Genomic DNA, 24,710 nt, shown 5'->3' with positions numbered 1-24,710 from the left:
GTTACTTACATAGTTCATCAATGGTTCGGATTGTAACAAGCAGCTCTGCGAACTGCGGTTCCTGCTTCCACGCTTCTGAAAAATAGGGCTCGAGAGAAAACCCTCTTGGCAATGGTTGGTTGTTTTCCACTAGCACGTGCATTCTGTCTATAAAGATCCACTGCAACCACTCATGAGGATGCAACGTATCAATCGCAAATGGCTCCACGCTTTGTAAGGCTTGCTCTGAAGGCCTAGTGTGTTGCCACAACTTATGTTCTTTAAGCTGCGTTTCAAGTTGGTGAAGTAAGTCGACCAATTGAGTATTTGTTACCATTAATTCTATCTCGAACCTTGAATTAGCCGAGAATGATACCATTTCTTGTGAAAAGAACGTTAGGACGTCGTATTTAATGGAAAACATTCAAACCCTCACTCAACTGTTGAACAACAGCCGCTGTAATTATCAAATCTTCGATCTTGGTCGTCGTATCAAAACCATCGCTAAGAAAGAGTTTGCCGATGTAGAAAAAGGTCAAGCACCGTACCCATTTCCAATGCAGCGTAAAGCACACCTTGCCATCGCTTATTGGAATGAACAAAAGCAACCTTGGATTTGGTTTCTAAAGTTTGAATTGGACGAGCGCGGTTTGTTAAAGCAAGCGGATATCGGCAATTTCATTAAATACGTAGTGGAAGCCATGGGAACACGCCTCAATGATGATATCACTGAAGAGCAACAGCAAAAGCTGTCTAATAACCCATATACGTTCAAACCTTCCGAAGACAAAATGGCCGTGTTCCATAGCCAGGTCCGCGCGAATCTCGATCTTCCTACCAGCCAATATTATGAGCACACTCAGCATTACTTTTCAGGTGGCTTAGGCTGGGATAATTGGCAAACCGTAGGTCTGCAAGGAATCACCGACATGGCCGCTCGTTTGGACAAAGAGCAAAACGGGGTAATGATACGCAAAGCATTGAACCACCTACCGAATGAACCACTTTATGCTCTGTTGGGTGCGCTTGAGCATGTAGAGTTACAAGAGCGTTTAGCTGAGCGTATCGCCGACAAAGCACAACAAGAAATCGCAAGTAGCGAACCGGATCTCTTCCTACTTTCAGCGCTTATCCGAGCTTTGGCTGGCGCACCAACAGCCATTGCCTCGCCAGTGTTAGAAGCGATTTTACAAAGCCCTCGTTTAAGCCATCAGGAAGTACTGATTGGCGTGGCTGGCCGAGCTTGGCACTTACTAGCCAATGAAAAGGTAGCAGAACAGTTTTTGCTGCGTTTAGCTCAAACCGGTAATCAAGCCCTATTTAATCAGTTATTTGCCGATTTAGTGATGCTACCAGAGTTAAGAATGGTGCTATTGCCCTTGCTACATTCAAATCCATCTGAAGAACTAGCAAACGCGCTAGTAAGCTTACAACAAGCAACAAAGGGATAATAAAGGTTCAGGGATGATTGGTGATCTTTTAGCAATTTTAGGGCTATGCTTTTTCTGTTATCTGTTTTGGCAACAACGTCGTCAAGCCGAACTCGCAAAAGTGGCAATCACGCGTAAATGTGAGCAATTGGATCTCCAATTAATCAGCATCGCCTTTGGTGCCCATAAACTAAAAACGCCAGACGGAGTCTGGCGTTGGCATACGGTGTATCAATTTGAGTTTTCATCTCTTGGTGACGATTGCTACCAAGGGGAGTTAACCATGGTCGGTTTCAGGCCGCAGAACTTTCACCTACCACCGCATCGCTTGTAAATTCCATTTCAAAGTAAGGGCCATATAGATCCTTACTTTCTTTTGTTTCAACAAATCCCAGTTTTTTCAGCACCGCCATAGAAGCTTGATGGTTGCTATTCACATTAGCTTTCACCTTATGTAGCCCCAGCTCACGGCACGCCTTTGGGAAAAACGCTTTTAGAGCTTCTGTCGCTAACCCTTTACCCCAATAAGATTTATCAAAAATAAACCCTAACTCAGGCTCGGAATCGAGATGGGAAATGAACACGTGCCCCATATAGTCACGACTGGTGCTTTCTAGCACCGCCATACTATAAATATTTTCATCATCCAGTATTTTCTCAAACATCTGTTTGGCAGACGCGACAGTATACGGACCGTTCATTTCAGCACGGTTTTTCGCACAGCAATTCAGCATGACGAACTCTAGTTGCAACGACTCATTGTAGGGTAGAAGAAGCATTCTTCTGGTTACTATGGCCACATCTGTTCCTTGATTACAACAAACTTTATTTATCCGCAGATCACAAACTCGATGAGCTTGAATATGCTCAATAGCTGCGGGGCATAACACCTTGTAGAGAAGCCGAAAGTTAAACCAACTGATTGGAAAGGATATTGATCTGGATTGTTTTTTATTAAGTGTTATTAGGAATTTATAAATTTTGTGATATTGATATACCCAAGTCACCTCGAGGTGCTTAATTCAACGAGAACGACTAGGTATCTTTTTATATAAGAAAGACCCCGACACATAAGTATCGGGGTCATGGTCTTACTCGCAGCAGTCCGGCTACTAAAAGTGCTCCATGCATCATCCATAATAGTGGCTGATTCCGTCAGCTTATTCCTTACGTCGCCGTCCTAGCGGTGTCCTTATCATCCTGATAGCTAACATTCCCCGTTAGCACACATCACTTGTTCCTTGAGCGGTGTCCCTTGCATCTTCCTGACGCTGTCCATAACCTCTATCCTAGAGGGGTCCATTGTCTATCCTTAGTCATCAACATCCTATTGATGATAGTGTCCTTACAATGTCCTACGCTCCATGCTTGATTAATCATCCTGACCAACCAAATCGTCTTCCTGACGATAACCAAATCCTTGGTGCTTTCCTGTTCCATGTCTGCTTCCTGCTGACAACTCTCAATTTACGCCTTTCCTAAAAATTGACAATCTATACTAGATAAATATTTATACGCCACATTGGTTAAATAGTTGTTAAATCATTATTTATCAATAACTTGATGTTTGTAATTTCTATTTTTCCGCTCACGAAATCGTTTTCTCTCACAACCCATGTAAGAGATCTCTCACACCACACATTCCAAATTGCTATTCGCCAAATTAGGGGACTCAACGTATGATGATAGATATATCGTTGTTAAGGATTAAAAATGTTAACTCAAGACGTTACTAAAGAATTAGAAGCGGTAATGGAACAACTGCAACAACAAGGAAAAGAACCAACCGTAGCGTTAGTGAAAGCACGCTTGAAAACGCCCGTCCCAATGCCTGCATTAATCACCGCAATAAAAAGTTGGAAAAGCGCTCAGCGTGTTCCCAAGGTTGAAGTCGCAGCGCAAGCGCACACCGATAATGATCGTCTTGCAGCGCTAGAAAGCACGGTGAAAAAACTAGTCGCTCGCATTGAAGAGCTAGAAGCCAAGCTAAGTGAGAAGTCATCATGAAGTTATGGGTAGATGCAGACGCGTGTCCGAAAGTCATCCGCGAAACCATTGTGCGTGCCGCCGAACGCACGGGGATTGAATGTACGTTTGTCGCCAACCACGTTGTCCCGGTGCCCAAAAGAGACAACATCCACTCGCTGCAAGTTCCAGCTGGATTTGACATCGCTGACAACGAAATCGTTAAGCGTGTGGAGGCCAACGATTTGGTGATCACATCAGACATTCCGCTTGCAGATGAGGTCATCTCTAAAGGTGCTCAAGCCCTCAGTTCACGTGGCGAGCTTTATACGAAAGACACCATCAAAGCACGTCTAAATATCCGCGACTTCATGGAAACCATGCGTTCAAGCGGAATTCAGACTGGTGGTCCCGCTGCGCTTTCCCAAACCGATCGCCGCGAATTTGCGAACCATTTAGATCGTATTTTGGCTAAATTTAGGAAGTAATCCTCACTCTATTCATATTGAGCCAGCAAATCAAAGCCTGGCTCATTCCTGAAAATTCATTTTCAATATTGCACCCAAAGCGTGCTCTTACTCCCATTTGTTTTGTTCTGTTTATTTTTCATCTCGCTCGCCATAGCTTCAATATGCAACGTGGTTTATTTTGAACGACGTTTTTAATAAATGTATAGAGAATAATGGGCTTTAACATCGTTTCCAGTGGAAGCTACCTGCCAACGAATCAATGGTCAGATCGAGAGATGGATCGCTTCCTAAAATTGGCGCCTGGGACCTGCCGAAATAAATTCGACGTTGAATATCGTCATGTAGCCAATACAAAAGAGACCGCTATTTACATGGCGGTGCAGGCGATAGAGCAGTGTTTAGGAAACATATATACCTTGGGCTCCATTGATCTCCTTATCTACGCCAGCGGCACTCACCACCAGTCTCTGCCCTACGACGCCTCAGCGGTTCTCGCCGCGTTAGACGCTCCAACATGGCTAGAAAGTTTTGATTTGAACAGCACCTGTTTATCATTTCTTTCTGCGCTTGATCTTGCTCAGAGTCTATTCTTCGCAAAACGATACCGTCGGATTCTCATTGTCACCAGCGAACTCGCTACTGGCATCACACTGAATCGAAATTTCACGCTCAGACCAGAAGTTGCAACCTTATTCGCCGACGGTGCCGCCGCGTTTTTGCTCGAAGAACAAAACGGTGATGGATTACTCACCAGTCACTTTGAAACGCATCATACCGGATATTCATTTTGTCAGATAAAAGGCGGAGGTAGTCATGTCAACCCTCACACCTCAGAGCATCAAGCCTATTTAAAAAGCTGCCAGTTTGAGATGGAGGGCAAAGCACTGTTTAAACATGTGCGTAAAACCTTACCGGCGTTTCTAAAAAAAGGCTTTGACGCCTCTCCGGTAACGCTCAGCGATATTGATTATTTTCTTCCGCATCAAGCCAGTGCGCACGGATTAAAAAAACTGCCCTCACTCACCGGGTTACCAACCGAGAAAACAGTTAATCACTTTTCGACTTTGGGAAACCAAGTCGCAGCCTCACTCCCGATTAACTTACACTGGCTGCGTAATCAACCAGAAACAGCAGGAAAACATGTGTTATTAGCTGGCACCGCCGCAGGGTTGTCACTAGGGATGGGAGTGCTAAAACTATGAAGATATTAGTCACTGGCGGCAGTGGGATGTTGGGTAGCGCAATTCTAAGAATGTTTCACCAGCAGCATGAACTGCATTTTACAGCACGAAACACAGTCATCGCTAAACAACTCGCCGAGCAATTCGATGTTATCCCACATATAGTCGATTTAAGAGACCACTCAGCAGTTCATGCGGTATGCCAAGGTATGGATGCAATCATCCATTGCGCCGCTCTCTCAAGCCCATGGGGAAAGTGGCAGGCGTTTTATCAAGCCAATGTAGATGCCACCAAAAACCTCGTCAATGCGGCTAATACGCATCAAATCTCGCGTTTTATCCATATTTCCTCCACCAGCGTCTACTTTGACCATCAAGACCGTTGGAATATTCGAGAAACCGACGCCATTGCTTCACACTGGTGTAATGATTACGCACACACCAAATACCTATCTGAACTTGAAGCCATAAAAGGCCAAAGCAAAGCGATCATTTTAAGACCGCGTGGCATTTTTGGTCCCAACGATCGCGCGATTATCCCAAGAGTGCTTAAGGCGATAAAAAACAACACTCTGCTTCTGCCATCGGGTAGAAACCCAGTGGTTGATCTAACTTATGTCGACAACGTTGCCCATGCGGCGATGCTCGCTTGCACTCAGGCAGACCTGCTTCAGCATGGTGATGTCTTCAATATTTCCAACAACGAACCAATGCCAATTGAGACTGTTCTACAAGCTTTATGTGTGGGGTTGAACCTAAAAGTAACGTTACAATCATTACCATACGGTGTGGTATCACCATTATTAAAGCTCAGTGAGCAAATACGAAGGCGCTTACCACATCAGCCAGAGCCAAGGCTCACTTCATACAGCGCAGGATTGTTTAACTATCATCAAACTCTGGATATCAGCAAGGCGATAAAAAACCTGAATTACCAACCGCTTTTTTCAATTCAAGAAGGAATACAGCAGTATGCAAACTGGTCTAAAAATAAAAATCTTTGAGGCTGGACACTGCGTACACCCAGGCTTTGTTGTCAAACCAGGCTCTGGTATAAAGCCTAGAGCATTTCCTGCAGCCGTTGCGTTAATTCAGCACCCGACACAAGGCAACATCCTGTTTGACACGGGATATCACGAGCATTTTTTTAGCGCTACTCGTCCCTTCCCTGAACGCTTTTATGCTTGGACAACACCTTGCCGCTATAAAAAAGAACACGGAATTGTTGCGCAGTTAGCGAAAGAAAGTCTCAAACCTCATGATATTGAACACTTAGTGCTCTCCCACTTCCATGCTGATCACATTGCTGCCGTGTCTGAGTTTTCCCACTCTCAATTACATTGCCAACAAAAAGGGGTAGATGCGATTACTAAAAGTGGTCGAATTGGAGGCGTAAGAAAAGGCTACCTAAAAGCTCTGCTCCCTCCACAACTAGAATCTAACTTCATCATTCATGGTGATTTTTCTGTGCCAATCAGCCAAATTCTTCCTCAGTGCCAAGGGGTTAACTTGCTCTGTAAAGACATGTTCGACGATGAACTTATTTATATGGTTAGCTTGCCAGGCCATGCCGCTGGTCAAGTGGGCTTGCTGGTTAAAAGAGACCAGGGTTGGCTGTTCTTACTCGCCGATGCATGCTGGTTAATCGAGAGCTTGAGTGAAAATATCGATCAGCATTGGCTGGCGAACATGCTTTGCGATGACACAAAGGCCTATAAAAACACCCTCTCTGAGTTGAGAAGTTGCTACCAACAAACCCGCCACGTTGTTCGCTTTGTACCTTCACATTGTCAGGAAACTATCCAACAGCTAATCAAAGAAGGATGGATGAAGTGAGAACGCTTATCTCAGAATTCTGGCGAACCCGCTACCGCCCTTTCGGCTCAAGGGAACAAGTCGAAACGTGGCAGCAACAACACTTAACGCAACACTTGGATTGGGTATGCCGTCATTCACCGTATTACCGCTCTTTTCAGGGTGCACCACTCAGTGATTTCCCTATCATGAATAAGCAAATCATGATGGAGAACCTTTCAGAGTTAAATACGAAGGGCTTAGATGCTGAACAGTTAATGCAGCAGGCACTCAAAGCAGAGCAGTCACGCAACTTTGCCGCTTCGAAAGTTGGCGATGTTACGGTTGGGCTTTCTTCGGGCACATCAGGCATGCGCGGGCTGTTTCTTGCTGACAAGCAGGAAACACAACTGTGGGCCGGCAATATATTGGCTCGCCTTTTGCCCAACCTATGGCAAAAGCACCGAATTGCACTAGCCTTGCGAGCCAACAGCCCACTGTATAAATCCGTCGCGAAAGGGCCTGTCACATTCTTTTATGCCGATTTAACCAAACCTTACCAAGAATGGATAAAAGAGCTGGATGAGTTCCAACCCACGCTTTTGGTTGGTAGTGCGCAAGCTCTTCAGCTCTGCGCCCAGTTCAGCGGTCAATTTGGTCAACCCGCAATTCAACCACAACGGATCATTTCTGGGGCAGAGGTTCTAACCGAGAGTGACCGTCACTATATTTCTCAACGGTTCGACAGCGAACTCCATGAAGTCTATCAATGTACTGAAGGTTTTCTTGCATGTACTGATCAGCATGGACAAATGCGCTGGAATCAAGATGTTGTTTACACCGAAAAACACTGGCTGAATACCGAACGTACTCACTACAGCCCCATCATCACCGATTTTCGTCGTAAAACTCAGCCAATTATTCGTTATCAGCTCGACGATATTATTGAGAATAAACAGGATAATGGCGTATTTGAACCTCTTGGAGCGATTGCCGGACGATGTGGTGATCGCCTCACGCTAAACGCAAACCACGTCCCAGTGACGGTGTTACCAGATCTCATCTACCGCGCTATAACACTATCTGCCCAAGGTCGCGTGGATTACCGAATCACCCAAACAGGGTCACAAACCATTCAAATTGAAGCGGATGTTCACCACCATCGGGTTATACATCAAGCCTTGATAAAGTTGTTTGACCAATTACGGCTTGATCCTGTCAGATTTAGTTACCGCCCTGCGCCTATTTGGACGCCAATGAATAAACAACGACGTGTGGTGAACATATGCGGGTCTTAATCACCGGAGCCCGAGCACCAGTTGCACTAGAGTGGGCAACCATGTGTATGCATCATGGACATGAAGTAATTCTCACCGATTCGCTAAAAAAGCCTCTGGGATCATTTTTGCGGGGCATCGAGTCTTATATACCCACCGCTTCACCTCGATTTGCATTTCCCACCTACCAACAGCAGATCCTAAAAATCATTACTCAGATGCACATTGATATGGTGATACCCACTTGTGAAGAAGTGTATTACTTGGCTCATGTTGACAAACAATGCCCAGATGTGAATTTCTTTCTGCCCGATATGGCGCTGCTCAATGCCCTACACAACAAGTTGACCGTCTTTGAACAGCTTCAAGGCTTGCCAGAAATTACACTTCCAAAAACTCGTTTGGTCGCTGATAAAAGTGAGGTTGAAACTAATGAAAGAACCGTTCTAAAACCAGTTTACTCTCGGTTTGGCGGGCAAGTAATAAGAGATGTGACAACTCAGTCTATTTCTGCCGTCACGATATCGCCACTTTATCCTTGGGTTCAGCAACAAAAAATCCATGGGACTCCGGTGTGTAACTATGCGATTTTTGAACATGGTGACCTTAAAGCACACCAAGCTTATGTGCCGAAATACTGTGTAAACGGATCGGCCGCCAGTGCTTTTCAGCCACTCTCATGCGAACGACTAGATACATTTATCGCCGCTTTTGGTAAACGTCATACTTATCATGGGCAAGTGTCGTTTGACTTCATCCAATCACAAAATGAACTCTACGTGATTGAATGCAACCCAAGAGCCACAAGTGGTTTGCACCTGCTCTCCTCTCGATGCACTCAACTGCTTCCTAACATGGAGTTTACCAGTCCTTCCAAGCAGCGATTGCATCATTTAGGTCCAATAACACTCATCGCTGAAGGTGGGTTATCCCTGTTCAAGGCTCGAACTTGGCAAGATTGGTGGTCTGGAGTGAATGTGATGCAACAGCATAACTTACCGGTCGGGAGCCAAATCCGGAGTGTGTTTGAATTACTCCGGTTAGCTAGGCAGAACAAGGCGAAGTGGAGTGCCGCTTCTACCGTTGATATTGAGTGGAATGGAGAAGCGTTGCGATCATGACACTTTCCTCTCAAGAATGGCATCAAACCTTTATCACTCTTATGCAGTCGAATCCTATTGATGAATGCACAGCAAGCTTTGGTTGCTACTATATCGATGATGTTGCCATTCCCTACTCCGTAACACCAAAAATACCAAACAACTGTTATGCCGTGTCCCCTATGACACTGCTTAGTGGCTACGCCGAAGAAGAGCTTCACAAAGTCCAAAATGTGGCTGTTCGATGGGTATGTAAGCTACTTATTAATATGACTAAACCAATCTTATCATTGGCTGGATTGGATCAAGTCCAAACGCTCAACAATCAGTGCTTGTCCACCAATATGTATAGTGAACAATGGGAATCCTTAAAACTCGATGAGCTGCGCCGCGTGGCACTCGATCAATACCCCACCTTTCCCTTGGTGCTTCGCTCCATTAACCAGCGTCAGCATTCACACTTAATTCAGCGATTGAAGCAGCAACAATGGCAAAGTTTGGTAACGCGACAAGTGTATTTACTTGAGGATTGGCAAGCATTCAGCTTCAACCGAGATTTAACGAAAGACTTCAAGCTGTTTAATGATAAAGATTGGCAGTTTAAGCCACTGGCTACTGATGAAGAGTTTCAGCGTGCCAAAGCGTTATATGACATGCTTTACCTTGATAAATACAGCCGGAATAACATCCAGTTTTCAACCCAATATTTAAAACAGGCTAGCCAGAATAACTTAGTGTATTTAGTGGGACTATTTTATCAAGGAGAGATGCTGGCTACGTTAGGCATAGTAGAAATTGATAACGACATGACTTGCCCAATTTTTGGCTACGATACCAATAAGCCGCAGAGTTTTGCGCTATATAGAAGAATATCTGCTTATACCATCCGCCACGCAATGATATGCCAGCGTCGCTTTAATATGAGCTCAGGGGCTCCAGCTTTTAAACGCAACCGAAAAGCCCAGCCAGAAATTGAATTTAGCTATGTTTATATTGCGCACTTACCTTGGTACAAACGCGTAATTTGGAAAAGCTTGTGCTGGCTCACTCAGCACTTTTATCGCCCTTTATTGATGCGTTTTCAGCTATAAATCGACATCTATAATCAGGCAAGCCTGCGTGCACACAATCTGGAACGATAAAAAAGCCTGCGACGTTCGCAGGCTTTTGTAATGGAGCTGTGTGAAGTAACCGTTTTTACGGTGTGTAGTATGTTGCTGCGCCAGGGCCTACTGGTAAACCAAATACGAATACCCATAGATAGAACAACACACTCCAACCGACAATGAAGCAGATTGAGTAAGGTAGCATGGTCGCGATCAGCGTACCGATACCTAAGTTCTTCATGTAACGAGTTGCTACCGCTAGGATCAAACCAAAGTAGCTCATCATTGGAGTAATGATGTTTGTCGTCGAGTCACCAATTCGGTAAGCAGCCTGAATCGTTTCCGGTGCATAACCAACAAGCATTAACATAGGAACAAAAATCGGTGCCGTCACTGCCCACTGTGCCGATGCCGAACCAATCATTAGGTTGATAAAGCCACACATGAGGATGAAGGCAAAGAATAACATTGGGCCAGTTAAGCCAATTTCTTGCAGGAAACTAGCGCCAGCAACCGCGAATACCTGACCGAAGTTAGTCCATTTAAAGAAAGCAACGAACTGAGCAGCAAAGAAAACTAATACAATGTACATGCCCATAGAAGACATAGATTTCGCCATTGCATCAATTACATCGCGATCCGTCTTCATCGTGCCAACAACTTTACCAAACACAAAGCCTGGGATAGCAAAGAACACAAAGATGAATGCCACGATACTTTTCAGGAATGGAGAACCTGCAATTGTACCTGCATCAGAACGTAAGATGCCGTCTGCTGGAACAACCGTCCAAGCAAGCAACGCAGAAACAACCAGTACAGCAACACCTGCTAGTTTTAGGCCTTTCTTCTCAATGTCTGTCAAGCCGCCCATTTTGTCGTTCGACAAATCTTCTGAGGCTTCTTCTTCACTGTATTTGCCAAGCTTTGGCTCAACAATTTTTTCAGTAACAAACGCACCAGTGATTGCAATGAAGAACGTCGAAACAAACATGAAGTACCAGTTAACTTCTGGACCAACAGTGTAAGTTGGGTCAATCATTTGCGCTGCTGTTTCAGTAATACCTGACAGTAGCGGGTCAACCGTGCCGATAAGTAGGTTTGCTGAATAACCACCAGATACACCAGCGAATGCCGCAGCGAGGCCTGCAAGTGGGTGACGACCTAGAGAATGGAACAGCATTGCTGCCAGTGGAATAAGTACCACATACCCCAGCTCTGATGCCGTATTTGAAATGATACCAGCGAAAACAACAGTCACTGTTACCATGCGTTGAGATGCGCCCATGACCAAGCCACGCATAGCTGCAGATAGCAAACCAGAGTACTCAGCAATAGCAACACCCAACATCGCAACCAAAACCGTGCCTAAAGGCGCAAAGCCAACAAAGTTTTTCACTAAGTTAGTAACGATAAGTTCGAGTCCATCAGCGTTAAGTAAGCTGACGACATGAATCATGCCATCTGCGGCACGACCTTTTGCGCCCTCAGGACGAGGGTCTACAACGGAAACTTCGAAGTATCCTGCAATGCCCGACATCACCAGAATGGCTAAACAGAAAATGGCAAATAGTGTGATCGGGTGAGGTAATAAGTTCCCCAAATATTCGACAGTATCCAAAAAGCGCGTAAACAGCGGCTTCTTAGGCGAGTTTTGTTTAATTGAATCAGATGAACTCATCTGTTCCCTCCTTGTTTTTATTCCTGTGCAAATGTGACAAAAATGTCAAAAAAGCGAGCGAAGGGTACTTGAGTAGAAGGTTAAAGAAAAGCCCTAAATGTTACAAACTGTGACCATTAGAGAGTTTTATAACCAATAATAAACAAAAACGTAGATATTTCATCCATGTAAAACAGTTAAGTCAAAATTATCAACCAAACAAAACCATAAACCAGAAATATGCAGAACGATTACTTCTGCACAGCTTTAAACCTCGGATTCGCCTTACAAATGACATATAGACGCCCTCTTCGTTTTACGATCTGGCAATCCGGATGACGACTTTTTGCACTTTTTAATGATTTTACTACCTTCATGATTTATTCCTTTTCGCTCTTAAATTGACCAAAACGACGGTTGAAGTTCGCAATACGACCTTCTGTTTGAACCACTCGCTGTTTACCGGTGTAGTACGGATGGGAGGCTGACGACACATCTAACGTAAAGTAAGGGTAGGTTTTGCCATCTTTCCATTCGATGGTTCTCTCTGTTTTCAACGTAGAACCAACAACGAAGTATTCATCTACGCTGGTGTCGTGGAACACCACTGGACGATATTCAGGGTGGATTCCTGGTTTCATAATACTTTTCCTCTCAATTAAAATGTTATGTTATAACGTTATAATTAATAATCATTATCAACAAGAAAAGCAAGAGAAATTTGTGATACTTTTCATCTCAATGAATTCTTAAAGATGTCCACCATGTATTCCATTGAACCCATCGGTGTCATTGAGACACCGTACAAAGAAAAGTTTGCAGTACCGCGCCAGCCTCGCTTAGTACCAACTGCGAAAGCACGCGTAAAACTGTTAGGCGCAGCGAATAGCCCTGAAGCAGTACGCGGGCTAGAACAGTTCTCTCACGTTTGGCTGTTATTTTTGTTTGATCAGAATTTGGGAGCAGGTTGGAAGCCAACCGTCCGTCCGCCACGACTAGGCGGCAATGAACGAATAGGTGTCTTTGCCTCACGCTCTACTTTCCGCCCAAACGGAATCGGAATGTCAGCCGTTGAAGTAAACGGAGTCACTAAGCAAGGCGATCAAATCTATCTTGATCTAGGCAGTGTTGATCTCGTGGATGGCACACCGATTGTGGACATTAAGCCCTATATCCCCTATTCGGATTCGATTCCAGAAGCACAAGGTGGATACGCAGACCAAGAACCAGAAAAGTCACAAGTCAACTTTTCTGCTCAAGCATTAGCAACGATAGAAAATCGATCCGATACTGACTATGTAAGGTCAGTCATTGAACAAGTTCTGGCCCAAGATCCTCGTCCTGCATACAAGAAAAACAAGCCGGACGGCAAAGAATATGCGGTAAATTTGTTCGACTTGAACGTAAAGTTCACAGCAACAAGCAACTTAATAACGGTTACCGCTATTGAAAGCTTTTGACAAACGCAATTGGCTGATATTATAGACGGCTAATAAATTTCCCTTTCGGGAACTCCCATACTCCAGCTTATTCAAGCTTGAGTATCTAACTTAAATAAACGGATAAATTTAATGCGTACCAGTAATTATCTTCTTTCTACTCTGAAGGAGACTCCAAACGACGCAGAAGTAGTGAGCCACCAGCTCATGCTACGTGCAGGTATGATCCGTAAGCTGGCTTCAGGTCTATACACCTGGCTACCTACTGGTCTACGTGTACTGCGTAAAGTCGAAAACATCGTTCGTCAAGAAATCGACAATGCAGGCGCAGTCGAAACTTTGATGCCCGTTGTTCAGCCGTTTGAACTATGGGAAGAGACAGGCCGCAGCGAAAAGATGGGTCCTGAGCTACTTCGCTTTACTGACCGTCATGTTCGTCCGTTTGTACTTAGCCCAACCGCTGAAGAAGTGATCACTAGCCTTGTTCGTAATGAAGTGAGCTCTTACAAACAGCTTCCGCTAAACCTGTACCAAATCCAAACCAAATTCCGTGACGAACGACGCCCACGTTTTGGCGTAATGCGTTCACGTGAGTTCTCAATGATGGATGCGTACAGCTTTGACATTGATAAAGACGGCCTACAAAAGTCATACGACGCAATGCACGATGCTTACTGCAAAGCATTCGATCGCATGGGTCTGGATTACCGTCCTGTACTAGCAGATAGCGGTGCTATCGGTGGTAGCGGCTCTCAAGAGTTCCACGTACTGGCTGAAAGTGGCGAAGACATCATCGCATTCTCTACCGAGTCAGATTACGCGGCAAACATCGAAAAAGCAGAAGCACTAGCTCCAGCCTCTGAAGCAGCGGCACCAACGCAAGAAATGACGTTGGTAGATACGCCAAACGCAAAAACAATCGCTGAATTGGTTGAACAGTTCGAGCTGCCAATTGAAAAAACAGTGAAAACTTTGTTTGTGAAAGCGTCTGACGAAGTTGATGCACCAATCATCGCGCTTATCATTCGTGGCGATCATGAGCTGAACGAAGTGAAAGCAGAAAACCTTCCTCAGGTTGCAGCTCCACTGGAAATGGCATCTGAAGAAGAAATTCGTGAGCTTATCGGTGCTGGTCCTGGTTCTCTAGGCCCTGTTGGTCTTAAACTGCCGTTCATCGTTGACCGCAGCGTAGCGGTAATGAGTGATTTCGGTGCGGGCGCGAACATCGATGGCAAACACTACTTCGGCATTAACTGGGGTCGTGACGCAGAGCTTGGTCAAGTTGAAGACCTACGCAACGTGGTTGAAGGCGATCCAAGCCCATGTGGTAAAGGCACTATCCAGCTTAAGCGTGGTATCGAAGTTGGCCATATCTTCCAACTTGGCAACGCTTACTCGGCAGCGATGAACTGTGGTGTACTTGGTCCTGATGGTAAGAACGTCATCCTAGAAATGGGCTGTTACGGCATCGGTATCACTCGCGTCGTAGCGGCTGCTATTGAGCAAAACCATGACAAATACGGCATCATCTGGCCAGATGCAATCGCACCATTCCAGGTTGCGATCGTTCCAATGAACATGCACAAGTCAGAAGAAGTAAAAGAAGCCGCTGAGAAGTTGTACGCTGAGCTAACGGCAATGGGCATCGAAGTCCTATTTGACGACCGTAAAGAACGCCCAGGCGTAATGTTCTCTGACATGGAGCTTATTGGTGTACCGCATACCATTATTATCGGTGACCGCTCAATGAAAGAAGGCAACTTCGAATACAAGAACCGTGCTACTGGTGAGAAAACGCCAGTCGCAATGACTGATATTATCGAGCACGTAAAAGCTCAACTAAAGTAAGCGCTCTACGAGTTCGCATTTGAAGTAATTTCAAAATAATTAGAAAGGGTTGGCTTCGGTCAGCCCTTTTTTATTACTGGGCAACCTTACTACTCCCCTTTAGATCTATTCACTTTGTTAATCTTTGGTTCAGCTTCTTGCTATTAAACTGATTTCATCATCTAAAGGAGGTCAGTTATGGATTTAAAAAGTCTTCTAAACCAAGCACTCAAATCAGACTTACTCAAGCAAGGAGCTGATGCGTTAGGTAAACAAACTAACAACATCAAATCCTCATCAAACTCAAGTAGCCTGAAAACGCTAGGAGCAGGTGCCGTTGGCGGAGGCCTTGTCGGTATGCTGATGGGCTCGAAGAAAAGTAAAAAAATGACCAAGAAAATAGGCTCGGGCGCATTAAAAGTCGGTGGCGCTGCTGCGCTTGGAGCATTAGCCTACAAAGTTTATAACGACTGGCAAGCCAAACAGTCCGGTCAAGGTGTTCATGAGATCTTTGACCCCGATGACAGCAAACACAGTGTACTAATTTTAAAAGCAATGATTGGAGCCGCAAAAGCCGATGGCCATGTCGATGAAGAGGAAATGGCCCGCATCGAGCAAGCCCTCGCAGATATGGGCGCAGATGAGCACGTACGTCAACTCGTTCAGCAAGAACTAAACAAACCGCTCGATCCTGCTGAAATTGCTAATCAGGCGACCTCTCCTCAACAAGCGTCAGAAATTTATCTCGCGTCTTTGATTGTTGCTGATGAGCAAAACTTCATGGAAAAAGCGTATTTGCAAGAACTGGCAAAACAGCTTCAGCTTTCACCAGAAGTCACTCAGCAGTTAGAAGTACAAGTGCAGTGATTAAATCTCGCTCAAGCAACTCCTCAACTTGAGCCAAAACAACTCTGCACTTTGAGTTTCAAATCTGCTGTGTGTATATTGAGATAAGTTATCATTTAGTGGAAAGAAAACATGCAAGTATACGGCTGTTGTGAACTGGTTCGTGAGCTTTATGCTCAAATTGGTAGTGGCGATCAAGCTTACATTCCTCAGGCAATTTCATGTGCTGTTAAAGCGCTGAACGATGTTGCGGCGGATGAGTCTCTGCCTAAAGAAGTGCGTGAAAAAGCGGCATTTGCTGCGGCAAACCTACTGATTTCAGATTTTGAGGATAAGTAATGAATCTAGCGAACTTTGAATCCATGGATCCTGTCATGCTCATGAGCATTGTAAATATGAAGCTACGCGACGACTTCGGTGGTGACTTAGATAAACTGGTAGCTTTCTTCGATATCGATCGCACAGCACTAGAAGCAAAACTGGCTTCTGCTGGTTTTGACTTTCTTCCAGAAGCAGGACAATTCCGTTAACCCGCAGCAATCACCGCGGGTAACTGAAACGGGGAATAATCAACATGAAAAAGGGCTTGATGATCACTCATCAAGCCCTTCTCTTTTGTCCAATAGACGTTTCGATTAGCCGAATGAAGCCCAGATGACCGTAGCCACAAGAATTGGACATACAAACTTCACATACGCAGGCCATAACTTACCAAACCAACCTTGCGTAAACTCCGGGCAACCTTGCTCAAGCTCTTTGATTTTTGAGTTGCGATTCCATACCCAACCACCAAATAAGCAGAATAAGAGCGCAGCGGTTGGTTGTAGATACTGAGTAGCAACCGTCGCGACCATACCAAACAGAGCGCCAAAGTTATAAACAATCACCACACTGAACAAGGCGATGAGACCACCTAAAACCCAGCTCGTTGCGCTACGCTTGGTGTTGAAACGCTCACTCACTAACGCCACTGGACACTCTAACATTGAAATGGAAGACGTTAGCGCCGCAATCGTCAGCAATAAAAAGAACACAATAGAGAACAATTGACCAAGCAAACCTAAGCTATCAAACATCAACGGCAATACGGTAAATACCAACGTATCAGAGCTTAATAGAGAGCCATCTTCAGCATAGATTTGAACGCCTTTTTGCATCGCAACAAACATCGCTGGCATCACCACTAACCCTGCAATGAAAGCAACGGCAGTATCTACCATGGTCACGTTCATCGCCATCTTTGGTAGGTTCTCTTTCTTACTCAAGTAAGAGCCATAAATCAGCATTGAACAGCCACCGATCGTAAGCGAGAAGAAGCCCTGCCCCATTGCAGCAAGAATCAACTTGCGGTCCCATACCTTTTCGAAATCCGGTACCAAGTAGTGCTTTAGCCCTTCCATCGCACCGTTTTGCGTCATGATGTAAGCAAACAGTAGAGCAAACAAAACAAACAATGCTGGCATCAAACGTGTGGACCACTTCTCAATACCTTGTTTTACGCCACCTTGTACGATGAGAATCGTTAGCACATAAAAAGTAATGGTTCCGAACAAGTTACGTTCAACGCTAAAGCCCTTTAGCCATTGAGTTGCGGCTTCTAACCCCATTAGATCTGTGATTGCACCCAGTAAAAAGCAGATCAACCAACCACCGACAATAGAGTAAAACGCTAAAACAGCGCTTGGTACGCTTAAACCTATCCAGCCCACAATACCGCCGAGCTTTTTACCTACCGGATGATTGGTAAGCGAACGCATACTATCTACCGGGTTGGCTTGACCATGACGACCAATCGCCATTTCAACCACCAGCATAGGAAATGCGACGATAAGAATCATCACCAAATAAACCAACAGGAAAGCACCGCCGCCATTACTGGCAGCTTGGGTTGGAAAGCCCCAAATATTGCCAAGGCCAACTGCGGCACCTGCGGCTGCTAAGATGAATCCGAGACGAGAGCCAAAATGCTCACGAGGCTGAGAAGAGGTTTGCTGTGTCATACTACTCACACAAAATATCATTGAACTAGCTAACTAGTACACTATAGCAATATTCACTATTCAACAAGAGCACTCCGGTTAAATACTCGACAGTTGAAACAATTCACAGTCATTCAGCTTGTAAATTTTAACGTACATCTCACATTCATCATTCTAAGACCTGGCGACTTTTGTCTTTTTCACACGCTTAGAATTTATGATTCTCCCATCGTGAAGTGAGCCGAAAAATAATGAGCTTTGGTGTAAGGAACGAATAGTTCCTCGTGATACTGTGTCGAAAAGCAGAATATTGTGCTTCGCTTTTTCCCCCTTATGTCTATTTATCAGCTAGTTATTACTCTGTTCTCATTTATATCCATGACTCAAGGAGAGGAAAATGAAGGTCACTCTACTTCACGGAGCGATGGTTGCAGCACTCAGCGTCAGCTACCAAGCTCAAGCCTATAACTGCCAAAGCTTACCCGACTGGGACAGCACTGCGACTTATACATCGGGCACTTTAGTAAAAACGCAAGGAGCCGCTTACGAGGCCGCGTATTGGACGCAAGGCAATGACCCTGTTACTAATTCAGGGGCTTGGGAGGCATGGAAAGCGTTAGGGCAATGTGATGGTGGAAGCAACAACCTAGAGCCAACAGTGTCATTCTCCTCTCCAACAAACAACGCACAAATTCCCGAAGGCAGTGCGATCACCTTGCTAGCCAACGCAGCCGACGAAGATGGCCAAATCGCACAAGTTGAGTTTGTTGCAGGCAACCAAACGGTTGCTGTGGTAACTCAAGCACCATTCGAAGCATCTTGGACCGCTATTGAAGGTGTCTCGCAATTGACCGCAATTGCGACCGACAATGAGGGAGCCGTTACCACCACGACGATTTCTATCCAAGTTCAACCACAAGTCGAATTACCGCCACCAAGCATTTCATTGACAAGCCCAGTAGGCACAGAAGTGCTTAATGTAGGCGATAACCTAACCGTAGCCGCTCAAGCTGATGATATTGATGGTGTGGTCACACAAGTTGAGTTCTTCGTGAACAATCAATCCGTTGCGATTGATACCAGCGTACCTTACGAATATCAATGGACCGCGAATGCTGGTACACATTCGTTTAAAGCACAAGCGACTGATGACACATACCTCGCAACCATGAGCCAAGAAGTAACGCTTGTTGTTAGTAATTCAGAAACAGGGACGGGCGGATGTTCAGATGCAGTGCCTTACGCGGCGGGAACGAGTTATCAAGTTGGCGACCTGGTTTCTCACTTCAACCAAAAATATCGTTGTGATGTTGCTGGTTGGTGTTCCTCGGATGCGACATGGGCTTACGAACCAGGTGAAGGGCTATACTGGCAAGATGCTTGGAGTGGCCTAGGTGCTTGCTCGACACCACCGCAAGTTACCATTACGGCACCAACGGATGGACAAGTCGTGCTCGCTGGCAGCAATAACGAAATCACGGCAAACGCAAGCGATGCTGATGGCACCGTCACGCAAGTTGAGTTTTTTGCGAACAACACCAGCTTAGGGGTCACCACTCAAGCACCATATTCCGTTACTTGGAACGCCACACTTATTGGCGCTAACCAACTTAAAGCCGTCGCAACCGATAATGATAACAACACGTCAGAGTCCTTGGTTGGTGTGGAAGTCAGCGATAAAGATTTGGTCGTCTCACTGACTTCACCAAGTAGCGGTCAAATCGTCGGCTTAGGCAAAAACCTCGCATTAAGTGCAGATGCAACGTCTTTAACTTCAGGCATTAAGCACGTTGATTTCATGATCAACGGCTCTATTGTTGCAACCGATACCACGGCACCTTACACAGCCAACTGGACACCAACTGCACTTGGTAACTTTACAGTTAGCGCCCAAGCTGTGGATTTGTCAGGAAGCAATGCATTGTCTGACGCAGCAGCAATAACGGTGGTTGAGCAAGCAGAGAAACGTCATAAACTCATCGGTTACTGGCACAATTTTGTAAATGGAGCGGGCTGTCCAATTCGTCTAGCGGATATGGCAGATGCGTGGGATGTGATTGATATTGCCTTTGCTGAAAATGATCGCAACAGTGATGGCACCGTGCACTTTAATCTATATTCAGGCGATATTTACAGCGATTGTCCAGCGCTCGACCCAGCACAGTTCAAACAAGACATGGCAGCGCTTCAAGCTAAAGGTAAGAAGTTTGTTCTCTCTCTTGGCGGCGCAGAAGGCACGATTACGTTGAATACCGATCAAGACGAAGCCAACTTTGTCTCTAGCCTAACAGGTCTTATCGCTGAGTGGGGCTTTGATGGTCTTGATGTGGATTTAGAGAGTGGATCTAACTTGGTTCATGGCTCGCAAATTCAAGCTCGCCTTGGTCGTGCTTTGCTTCAAATAGAGCAAAACATGGGTGGCGACATGTACCTAACCATGGCACCTGAGCATCCTTATGTTCAAGGCGGCTATGTGGCTTACAGCGGTATTTGGGGAGCTTACATTCCTGTGATTAACGAGACACGCAGCACGCTCGACCTACTTCACGTCCAGCTATATAACAACGGTGGTTTGCCAAACCCATATCTGCCAGGCAGTGCACCAGAAGGCTCTGTGGATATGATGGTAGCGCAATCTAAAATGCTTATCGAAGGCTTTGAATTGGCCGACGGCACTCAGTTTGCACCACTACGTGATGATCAAGTCGCAATCGGCTTACCTTCAGGTCCTAGCTCGGCAAATTCAGGTCAGGCTCCGACACAGAATATTATCAGCGCACTAGATTGTTTAACCAAAGGCACTTCATGCGGCACCGTTAAGCCAGCGTTCAATTACCCGAATTATGCAGGGGTAATGACGTGGTCTATCAACTGGGATCAGTATGATGGTTTTAATTTCTCAAAACCTGTCGGCGATAAGCTCACCGAGATGAACGCGCAATAAGCTATCAAAGAACAAGCGGGTAAAACGGAAATATCGTCTTGCTTTCATTACTTGTTCAAGTAAGTAAAAACGAAAAGAGAGCACAATTGTGCTCTCTTTCTTTATACCATTGAGTTCTACTTTTTGAAGGGTAATTAAATCGTAAATACTCGGTAATCTTTTAGCTCAGGGATTTTCTTCAACAAATCGTCTTCTTGCCCTGCCATGTCATCCAACGAGTCACACAAGTCTTCTGCTTGTTGCTCTACCTCTTTCGAATGCTCAGCTAAACGCTCTTCTACTTTCGCGCTGAGTTCAGCCATACTCTCCGATAATGCAGTGAGGTTTATTCCCCCCTCTTCCTTCATTTTTTTCGATAAAGCATCCAACGAACTCGCTAAAAACTCTTTATTGAAGATCTCTTGTGCTTTTGCAAAGTCTTCAGTCCACCCTTGTGTCATGGACTCAAAACTTTCCGCTGGTAGAATGAAATCACCATCTTTGTAGTAACGTGATTCAACATCAGCGAAAAAGTCCTGTACTGCGACTTTGACGTTATCAAACGCGCCAGGTGCGTCTAGGCTTTCCGCGACATCATCGATGATGTCATTTGCAAGCGCTAAACCATCACTCGCCAACTGCTTTGCTTGTGGAATATACGCGTTCATTTTTTCGTGATAGTCTTCAATTGCCGCTTTCTGGTCGGCATTGAGTTCAATTAGCTCACCTTTGATGAAGAGGTTGTTATCCTCATCCACAACCGCTTTGTCACCCGTCGTTTGGCGAATTTCCAAGCTTTGCCCATCCATACGGACTTCATTATTGATGTCCACTCGACACTGCGCTGCATAACCAGTAGCACTGACCATCAGCAATGAGAGTGTAAAAAGCTTTTTCATGTCATTCTCTTTTATTTAACATTACTCGTGTTAAACATAACACTGAGTGATACATGAGATGTCAGCAAACCGTCACGACTTCGTAACAAGTTGTTTTATCTCCTATTTTTACATCAATCTCATCGCCTTCTTCTTTCCCGAATAACGCTCGACCAAGAGGAGATTTTGCTGTTAAGACAAAAACTTCCTGAGCCTGATATTTAACAGTCAGACCACCAGAACAAGGGCCTACAAAGAAGTGCTTTTCAAGCAAATTCTCATCTGCGAGAACGACGTAAGCACCTACACCAACAGGTGCGCCTTTAAAGTCGCGAGTCACTAGAGCGCGATATTGACGCATCTCGTCTTCACTCTCTTGGATTCGCATGGCTTGTCCATGAGCAAGATACGCGGCTTCAAGTGCTAACGTATCGTACTTATGCTCGGGAACAGTTTCTTCATCTGTCGCGGCATCAATGGCTCGCTGAGCCGATGCATGGGCCACTTGAAGTTTTTCTTCCAGATGTTGGATGATAATTTGGACTAAGTCAGCTTTGTTCATACTTTTAGGACGCGCGTTTGGCACTCAGGGTGTGTTAATGTACCTAAGTTTACCATCAAAGAAAGGTTTCCCTATTATGCAAAGTGACTCGCTGCATCAAACACTTCAATCCGTATTTGGTTTTGACTCATTACGCCAAGGTCAACAACCCGTAATTGAAGCGGTTATGAATGGTTACTCTGCTGCGGCCATCTTTCCTACAGGTTCGGGTAAGTCTCTCTGTTACCAATTGCCAGCAACCGTATTGCCCAATCTTACGTTGGTGATCTCGCCGTTGTTGGCGTTAATGAAAGATCAGCTGAACTTTTTGCAAAGTAAAGGGATCCCGGCCGCTTCTATCGATAGCAGTCAAAGCAGAGAAGAGTCACAACGCGTCATGGCAGGGGTAAAAAATGGACAGATCAAAATATTGATGATTTCTGTTGAGCGCCTAAAAAACGAGCGTTTTCGTGAGTTCATTCGCCAAGTACCGATCTCTTTGATGGTGGTTGATGAAGCGCACTGTATTTCCGAATGGGGACATAACTTCCGCCCTGATTATCTCAAGCTACCGCAATATCAACGTGAACTGAACATTCCACAATCTTTGCTTCTCACTGCAACAGCAACGCCCGCAGTTATTGAAGACATGAAACAAAAGTTCGATATTGCCAGTGAACATATTACCGTTACAGGCTTCTACCGCCCCAATCTAGATATCTCGGTGATCCCGTGCGAGGAAGCAATGAAACAAGAAAAGCTAAGTGAAATCATCGCCTCTTCTCCTAAGCTTCCGACTATCGTATACGTGACACAACAGCAGACAGCAGAGCAAGTAGCAAAATCACTAATCCATATTGGCATTAATGCTCACGCGTACCATGCAGGTATGAAAAGCGACATCCGTGAACAAATCCAACAGCAGTTTATGGATAGCCAAATTGACTGTATTGTTGCCACGATTGCATTTGGTATGGGGGTCGATAAATCTGATATCCGCCGCGTCATTCACTTCGACTTACCCAAATCGATCGAGAACTACGCACAAGAGATTGGACGTGCAGGCAGGGACGGGCAACGTTCTGAGTGCATTCTGCTGGGCAATACGTCCGGCTTAACGGTGTTGGAAAACTTTGTCTATGGTGACACACCTGAACTAACCTCGATTAACTATGTAGTCGAGCAAGCGAAAGAACATGCTCCACAATGGGAGGTAGTGCCACTGCGTTTATCGCGTGAAAGTAATATCCGCCAATTGCCACTCAAAACCTTGTTGGTTTATTTGGAGCTACATAAACTCATTGAAGCAAAATACAGTTACTTTGCGGAATATCGCTTTAAGTTTTTGCACGATCAGCAATTTATTGTGAATCAATTTCAAGGCGAGCGACGTCAATTCGTGGAGGCTATTTTCTCCTGCTCGCAAAAAGCCAAAGTGTGGTGCCAAGTTGACCTAGAAGCGTTATGGATTAACTATCAATCGGAACGCAGCCGAGTTGTCGCAGCCCTCGACTATTTTCACCAGAATGGTTGGATAGAGCTAGAGAGCAAACAACTGACCGATGTGTACTCTGTTTTGCCAACCACACAGAGTTCTGATGTTTTAATCCAACAACTGTATGAACTGTTCCAATCCAAAGAAAGCAAAGATATCGAAAGAATTCACACCATGCTGCGCTTGTTCCAGTCAGAGCACTGTTTGAGCTCACAATTGGCGAACTACTTTGCTGATCACAATGCACCAGAGCAATGTGGTCACTGCTCCGTGTGTCGTGGTCAAGTCGCTTCGTTCCCAACACCACAAGGTGAGGATATTGAGCCACCTCAAGTAGCAATGTGGGTGCAGGAATTTATTCAGCTCTCCCCTTCAGCTATCAGCAATGATGCTGTCGCCCGCTTCTTGTGTGGAATTAGTACCCCTTTAATTAGCCAGCTAAAAGCTTCAAAACTGGCGGGTTATGGTGCGATGGCCAACACAAGCTTTGAACAAGTATTAGCTCAGGTAGAAGCAGTAAGAGCCTAGAAAAAGCTCAATTGACGCGCTTGGTTCTCGGGCTTGAGCATCACGTTCAAGCCTAAAAGGCGTATTTCCCGTCCGTTTTGGCGCTTAAGAATATCTCTTAGCAAGATCTTGAAGTCCTCAAGCTCTAATTGCGGATGGATATGCTCAATTGTTGTCCTCCAATATTCCCAACATTATAATATTATCAATATTATAATAAGTAGTTGTTATATAAAGATAAAGAACAACAAAAAACCTATTTTATCTATTGACAATTATCAACCACCCCATATCATGTTTTTATATACAGTAGTTA

General features: G+C 45.1%; 25 protein-coding genes and 1 pseudogene. 17 read left to right on the top strand and 9 right to left on the bottom strand.

Annotated features, from left to right (window positions below):
- Nucleotide 1 precedes the first annotated feature (1 nt).
- Nucleotides 2-316 carry a YqcC family protein gene (locus tag B7360_RS17005; protein WP_005391784.1) on the bottom strand — a complete coding sequence of 105 codons (315 nt, stop codon included), beginning with the start codon at nucleotides 314-316 and terminating at the stop codon, nucleotides 2-4.
- A 76-nt stretch (nucleotides 317-392) separates the two neighbouring features.
- Here B7360_RS17005 and B7360_RS17000 point away from each other — a divergent pair, with 76 nt between their 5' ends.
- Nucleotides 393-1,430, top strand: a complete 1,038-nt coding sequence (locus B7360_RS17000) for a DUF3549 family protein (protein WP_085344085.1) — start codon at nucleotides 393-395, stop codon at nucleotides 1,428-1,430.
- 13 nt (nucleotides 1,431-1,443) lie between these two features.
- Nucleotides 1,444-1,743, top strand: a complete 300-nt coding sequence (locus B7360_RS16995) for a DUF3301 domain-containing protein (RefSeq protein WP_012841498.1) — start codon at nucleotides 1,444-1,446, stop codon at nucleotides 1,741-1,743.
- On the opposite strand, the gene B7360_RS16990 is transcribed toward B7360_RS16995, so the two are convergent.
- Nucleotides 1,703-2,188: a GNAT family N-acetyltransferase gene (locus tag B7360_RS16990; RefSeq protein ID WP_080936742.1), complete on the bottom strand. Its 486-nt coding sequence runs from the start codon at nucleotides 2,186-2,188 to the stop codon at nucleotides 1,703-1,705. The two genes, B7360_RS16995 and B7360_RS16990, sit on opposite strands and share 41 nt — an antisense overlap.
- A 934-nt stretch (nucleotides 2,189-3,122) precedes the next feature.
- Here B7360_RS16990 and B7360_RS16985 point away from each other — a divergent pair.
- From B7360_RS16985 to B7360_RS16950, 8 genes are all read left to right on the top strand, one after another.
- On the top strand, nucleotides 3,123-3,416 hold the full coding sequence (locus B7360_RS16985) for a hypothetical protein (RefSeq protein WP_012841496.1): 294 nt from the start codon (nucleotides 3,123-3,125) through the stop codon (nucleotides 3,414-3,416).
- Complete coding sequence (locus B7360_RS16980; protein ID WP_012841495.1) at nucleotides 3,413-3,862, top strand: YaiI/YqxD family protein; 450 nt, start codon at nucleotides 3,413-3,415, stop codon at nucleotides 3,860-3,862. The genes B7360_RS16985 and B7360_RS16980 overlap by 4 nt, the downstream gene beginning before the upstream one ends.
- A gap of 194 nt (nucleotides 3,863-4,056) precedes the next feature.
- Nucleotides 4,057-5,046: a ketoacyl-ACP synthase III gene (locus tag B7360_RS16975; protein WP_173670005.1), complete on the top strand. Its 990-nt coding sequence runs from the start codon at nucleotides 4,057-4,059 to the stop codon at nucleotides 5,044-5,046.
- The gene (locus B7360_RS16970; RefSeq protein ID WP_085344084.1) at nucleotides 5,043-6,029 is read left to right on the top strand and encodes an NAD(P)-dependent oxidoreductase; all 987 of its coding nucleotides are present in this window, start codon (nucleotides 5,043-5,045) and stop codon (nucleotides 6,027-6,029) included. The genes B7360_RS16975 and B7360_RS16970 overlap by 4 nt, the downstream gene beginning before the upstream one ends.
- Complete coding sequence (locus tag B7360_RS16965; protein ID WP_085344082.1) at nucleotides 5,998-6,861, top strand: MBL fold metallo-hydrolase; 864 nt, start codon at nucleotides 5,998-6,000, stop codon at nucleotides 6,859-6,861. Before B7360_RS16970 ends, B7360_RS16965 begins: the two co-directional genes overlap by 32 nt.
- The gene (locus tag B7360_RS16960; protein WP_173670004.1) at nucleotides 6,849-8,117 is read left to right on the top strand and encodes a F390 synthetase-related protein; all 1,269 of its coding nucleotides are present in this window, start codon (nucleotides 6,849-6,851) and stop codon (nucleotides 8,115-8,117) included. The genes B7360_RS16965 and B7360_RS16960 overlap by 13 nt, the downstream gene beginning before the upstream one ends.
- Nucleotides 8,105-9,217 (top strand): ATP-grasp domain-containing protein, encoded by a 1,113-nt coding sequence (locus B7360_RS16955; protein ID WP_085344081.1) that lies wholly within the window; start codon nucleotides 8,105-8,107, stop codon nucleotides 9,215-9,217. The genes B7360_RS16960 and B7360_RS16955 overlap by 13 nt, the downstream gene beginning before the upstream one ends.
- Nucleotides 9,214-10,287, top strand: a complete 1,074-nt coding sequence (locus B7360_RS16950) for a hypothetical protein (RefSeq protein ID WP_085344079.1) — start codon at nucleotides 9,214-9,216, stop codon at nucleotides 10,285-10,287. The genes B7360_RS16955 and B7360_RS16950 overlap by 4 nt, the downstream gene beginning before the upstream one ends.
- A gap of 106 nt (nucleotides 10,288-10,393) precedes the next feature.
- Here B7360_RS16950 and B7360_RS16945 read toward each other — a convergent pair whose 3' ends face one another.
- From B7360_RS16945 to B7360_RS16935, 3 genes are all read right to left on the bottom strand, one after another.
- Nucleotides 10,394-11,980: an AbgT family transporter gene (locus B7360_RS16945; protein WP_006742541.1), complete on the bottom strand. Its 1,587-nt coding sequence runs from the start codon at nucleotides 11,978-11,980 to the stop codon at nucleotides 10,394-10,396.
- Between the two features lie 230 nt (nucleotides 11,981-12,210).
- On the bottom strand, nucleotides 12,211-12,336 hold the full coding sequence (gene ykgO, locus B7360_RS16940) for a type B 50S ribosomal protein L36 (RefSeq protein WP_009844388.1): 126 nt from the start codon (nucleotides 12,334-12,336) through the stop codon (nucleotides 12,211-12,213).
- A 3-nt stretch (nucleotides 12,337-12,339) separates the two neighbouring features.
- Nucleotides 12,340-12,600, bottom strand: a complete 261-nt coding sequence (locus B7360_RS16935; RefSeq protein ID WP_012841491.1) for a type B 50S ribosomal protein L31 — start codon at nucleotides 12,598-12,600, stop codon at nucleotides 12,340-12,342.
- 123 nt (nucleotides 12,601-12,723) lie between these two features.
- On the opposite strand from B7360_RS16935, the gene tsaA reads away from it, so the two are divergent.
- The 5 genes from tsaA (at nucleotide 12,724) to B7360_RS16910 (ending at nucleotide 16,601) form a co-directional block, all read left to right on the top strand.
- On the top strand, nucleotides 12,724-13,419 hold the full coding sequence (tsaA, locus tag B7360_RS16930; protein WP_085344077.1) for a tRNA (N6-threonylcarbamoyladenosine(37)-N6)-methyltransferase TrmO: 696 nt from the start codon (nucleotides 12,724-12,726) through the stop codon (nucleotides 13,417-13,419).
- Nucleotides 13,420-13,530: 111 nt separating this feature from the next.
- A complete protein-coding gene (locus tag B7360_RS16925) occupies nucleotides 13,531-15,246 on the top strand; it encodes a proline--tRNA ligase (protein WP_046874977.1) in 1,716 nt (571 codons plus the stop codon).
- 177 nt (nucleotides 15,247-15,423) lie between these two features.
- A complete protein-coding gene (locus B7360_RS16920) occupies nucleotides 15,424-16,092 on the top strand; it encodes a tellurite resistance TerB family protein (RefSeq protein WP_085344075.1) in 669 nt (222 codons plus the stop codon).
- Between the two features lie 111 nt (nucleotides 16,093-16,203).
- Nucleotides 16,204-16,410, top strand: coding sequence for a YaeP family protein (locus tag B7360_RS16915; RefSeq protein ID WP_005391765.1), 207 nt, complete (start codon nucleotides 16,204-16,206; stop codon nucleotides 16,408-16,410).
- Nucleotides 16,410-16,601 (top strand): DUF4250 domain-containing protein, encoded by a 192-nt coding sequence (locus tag B7360_RS16910; RefSeq protein WP_012841490.1) that lies wholly within the window; start codon nucleotides 16,410-16,412, stop codon nucleotides 16,599-16,601. The genes B7360_RS16915 and B7360_RS16910 overlap by 1 nt, the downstream gene beginning before the upstream one ends.
- A gap of 105 nt (nucleotides 16,602-16,706) precedes the next feature.
- Here B7360_RS16910 and B7360_RS16905 read toward each other — a convergent pair whose 3' ends face one another.
- Nucleotides 16,707-18,071: a sodium-dependent transporter gene (locus B7360_RS16905; protein WP_012841489.1), complete on the bottom strand. Its 1,365-nt coding sequence runs from the start codon at nucleotides 18,069-18,071 to the stop codon at nucleotides 16,707-16,709.
- Nucleotides 18,072-18,447: 376 nt separating this feature from the next.
- On the opposite strand from B7360_RS16905, the gene B7360_RS16900 reads away from it, so the two are divergent.
- Nucleotides 18,448-20,994: an Ig-like domain-containing protein gene (locus B7360_RS16900; protein WP_085344073.1), complete on the top strand. Its 2,547-nt coding sequence runs from the start codon at nucleotides 18,448-18,450 to the stop codon at nucleotides 20,992-20,994.
- Nucleotides 20,995-21,128: 134 nt separating this feature from the next.
- Here B7360_RS16900 and B7360_RS16895 read toward each other — a convergent pair whose 3' ends face one another.
- Together B7360_RS16895 and B7360_RS16890 are read right to left on the bottom strand one after the other, a co-directional pair.
- Nucleotides 21,129-21,872, bottom strand: a complete 744-nt coding sequence (locus B7360_RS16895) for a YggN family protein (RefSeq protein ID WP_085344072.1) — start codon at nucleotides 21,870-21,872, stop codon at nucleotides 21,129-21,131.
- Nucleotides 21,873-21,933: 61 nt separating this feature from the next.
- The gene (locus tag B7360_RS16890) at nucleotides 21,934-22,413 is read right to left on the bottom strand and encodes a GreA/GreB family elongation factor (RefSeq protein WP_085344106.1); all 480 of its coding nucleotides are present in this window, start codon (nucleotides 22,411-22,413) and stop codon (nucleotides 21,934-21,936) included.
- Between the two features lie 76 nt (nucleotides 22,414-22,489).
- On the opposite strand from B7360_RS16890, the gene B7360_RS16885 reads away from it, so the two are divergent.
- Nucleotides 22,490-24,415: an ATP-dependent DNA helicase RecQ gene (locus tag B7360_RS16885; protein ID WP_085344104.1), complete on the top strand. Its 1,926-nt coding sequence runs from the start codon at nucleotides 22,490-22,492 to the stop codon at nucleotides 24,413-24,415.
- Here the strand turns inward: B7360_RS16885 and B7360_RS24660 are convergent.
- Nucleotides 24,412-24,582: pseudogene (locus B7360_RS24660) on the bottom strand (DNA polymerase IV); the annotation flags it as partial. The gene B7360_RS16885 and the pseudogene B7360_RS24660 overlap by 4 nt on opposite strands.
- Between the last annotated feature and the right edge of the window lie 128 nt (nucleotides 24,583-24,710).

The sequence above is a fragment of the Vibrio sp. ArtGut-C1 genome (assembly GCF_002105475.1).
Taxonomy (GTDB): domain Bacteria; phylum Pseudomonadota; class Gammaproteobacteria; order Enterobacterales; family Vibrionaceae; genus Vibrio; species Vibrio diabolicus.
This window is presented reverse-complemented; position numbering and strand designations above follow the sequence as displayed.

Coding starts and splice junctions, on each gene's coding strand:
- B7360_RS17005 (WP_005391784.1), bottom strand. CDS start 316: ATGGTAACAAATACTCAATTGGTCGACTTACTTCACCAACTTGAAACG.
- B7360_RS17000 (WP_085344085.1), top strand. CDS start 393: ATGGAAAACATTCAAACCCTCACTCAACTGTTGAACAACAGCCGCTGT.
- B7360_RS16995 (WP_012841498.1), top strand. CDS start 1,444: ATGATTGGTGATCTTTTAGCAATTTTAGGGCTATGCTTTTTCTGTTAT.
- B7360_RS16990 (WP_080936742.1), bottom strand. CDS start 2,188: ATGCTTCTTCTACCCTACAATGAGTCGTTGCAACTAGAGTTCGTCATG.
- B7360_RS16985 (WP_012841496.1), top strand. CDS start 3,123: ATGTTAACTCAAGACGTTACTAAAGAATTAGAAGCGGTAATGGAACAA.
- B7360_RS16980 (WP_012841495.1), top strand. CDS start 3,413: ATGAAGTTATGGGTAGATGCAGACGCGTGTCCGAAAGTCATCCGCGAA.
- B7360_RS16975 (WP_173670005.1), top strand. CDS start 4,057: ATGGGCTTTAACATCGTTTCCAGTGGAAGCTACCTGCCAACGAATCAA.
- B7360_RS16970 (WP_085344084.1), top strand. CDS start 5,043: ATGAAGATATTAGTCACTGGCGGCAGTGGGATGTTGGGTAGCGCAATT.
- B7360_RS16965 (WP_085344082.1), top strand. CDS start 5,998: ATGCAAACTGGTCTAAAAATAAAAATCTTTGAGGCTGGACACTGCGTA.
- B7360_RS16960 (WP_173670004.1), top strand. CDS start 6,849: ATGGATGAAGTGAGAACGCTTATCTCAGAATTCTGGCGAACCCGCTAC.
- B7360_RS16955 (WP_085344081.1), top strand. CDS start 8,105: ATGCGGGTCTTAATCACCGGAGCCCGAGCACCAGTTGCACTAGAGTGG.
- B7360_RS16950 (WP_085344079.1), top strand. CDS start 9,214: ATGACACTTTCCTCTCAAGAATGGCATCAAACCTTTATCACTCTTATG.
- B7360_RS16945 (WP_006742541.1), bottom strand. CDS start 11,980: ATGAGTTCATCTGATTCAATTAAACAAAACTCGCCTAAGAAGCCGCTG.
- ykgO (WP_009844388.1), bottom strand. CDS start 12,336: ATGAAGGTAGTAAAATCATTAAAAAGTGCAAAAAGTCGTCATCCGGAT.
- B7360_RS16935 (WP_012841491.1), bottom strand. CDS start 12,600: ATGAAACCAGGAATCCACCCTGAATATCGTCCAGTGGTGTTCCACGAC.
- tsaA (WP_085344077.1), top strand. CDS start 12,724: ATGTATTCCATTGAACCCATCGGTGTCATTGAGACACCGTACAAAGAA.
- B7360_RS16925 (WP_046874977.1), top strand. CDS start 13,531: ATGCGTACCAGTAATTATCTTCTTTCTACTCTGAAGGAGACTCCAAAC.
- B7360_RS16920 (WP_085344075.1), top strand. CDS start 15,424: ATGGATTTAAAAAGTCTTCTAAACCAAGCACTCAAATCAGACTTACTC.
- B7360_RS16915 (WP_005391765.1), top strand. CDS start 16,204: ATGCAAGTATACGGCTGTTGTGAACTGGTTCGTGAGCTTTATGCTCAA.
- B7360_RS16910 (WP_012841490.1), top strand. CDS start 16,410: ATGAATCTAGCGAACTTTGAATCCATGGATCCTGTCATGCTCATGAGC.
- B7360_RS16905 (WP_012841489.1), bottom strand. CDS start 18,071: ATGACACAGCAAACCTCTTCTCAGCCTCGTGAGCATTTTGGCTCTCGT.
- B7360_RS16900 (WP_085344073.1), top strand. CDS start 18,448: ATGAAGGTCACTCTACTTCACGGAGCGATGGTTGCAGCACTCAGCGTC.
- B7360_RS16895 (WP_085344072.1), bottom strand. CDS start 21,872: ATGAAAAAGCTTTTTACACTCTCATTGCTGATGGTCAGTGCTACTGGT.
- B7360_RS16890 (WP_085344106.1), bottom strand. CDS start 22,413: ATGAACAAAGCTGACTTAGTCCAAATTATCATCCAACATCTGGAAGAA.
- B7360_RS16885 (WP_085344104.1), top strand. CDS start 22,490: ATGCAAAGTGACTCGCTGCATCAAACACTTCAATCCGTATTTGGTTTT.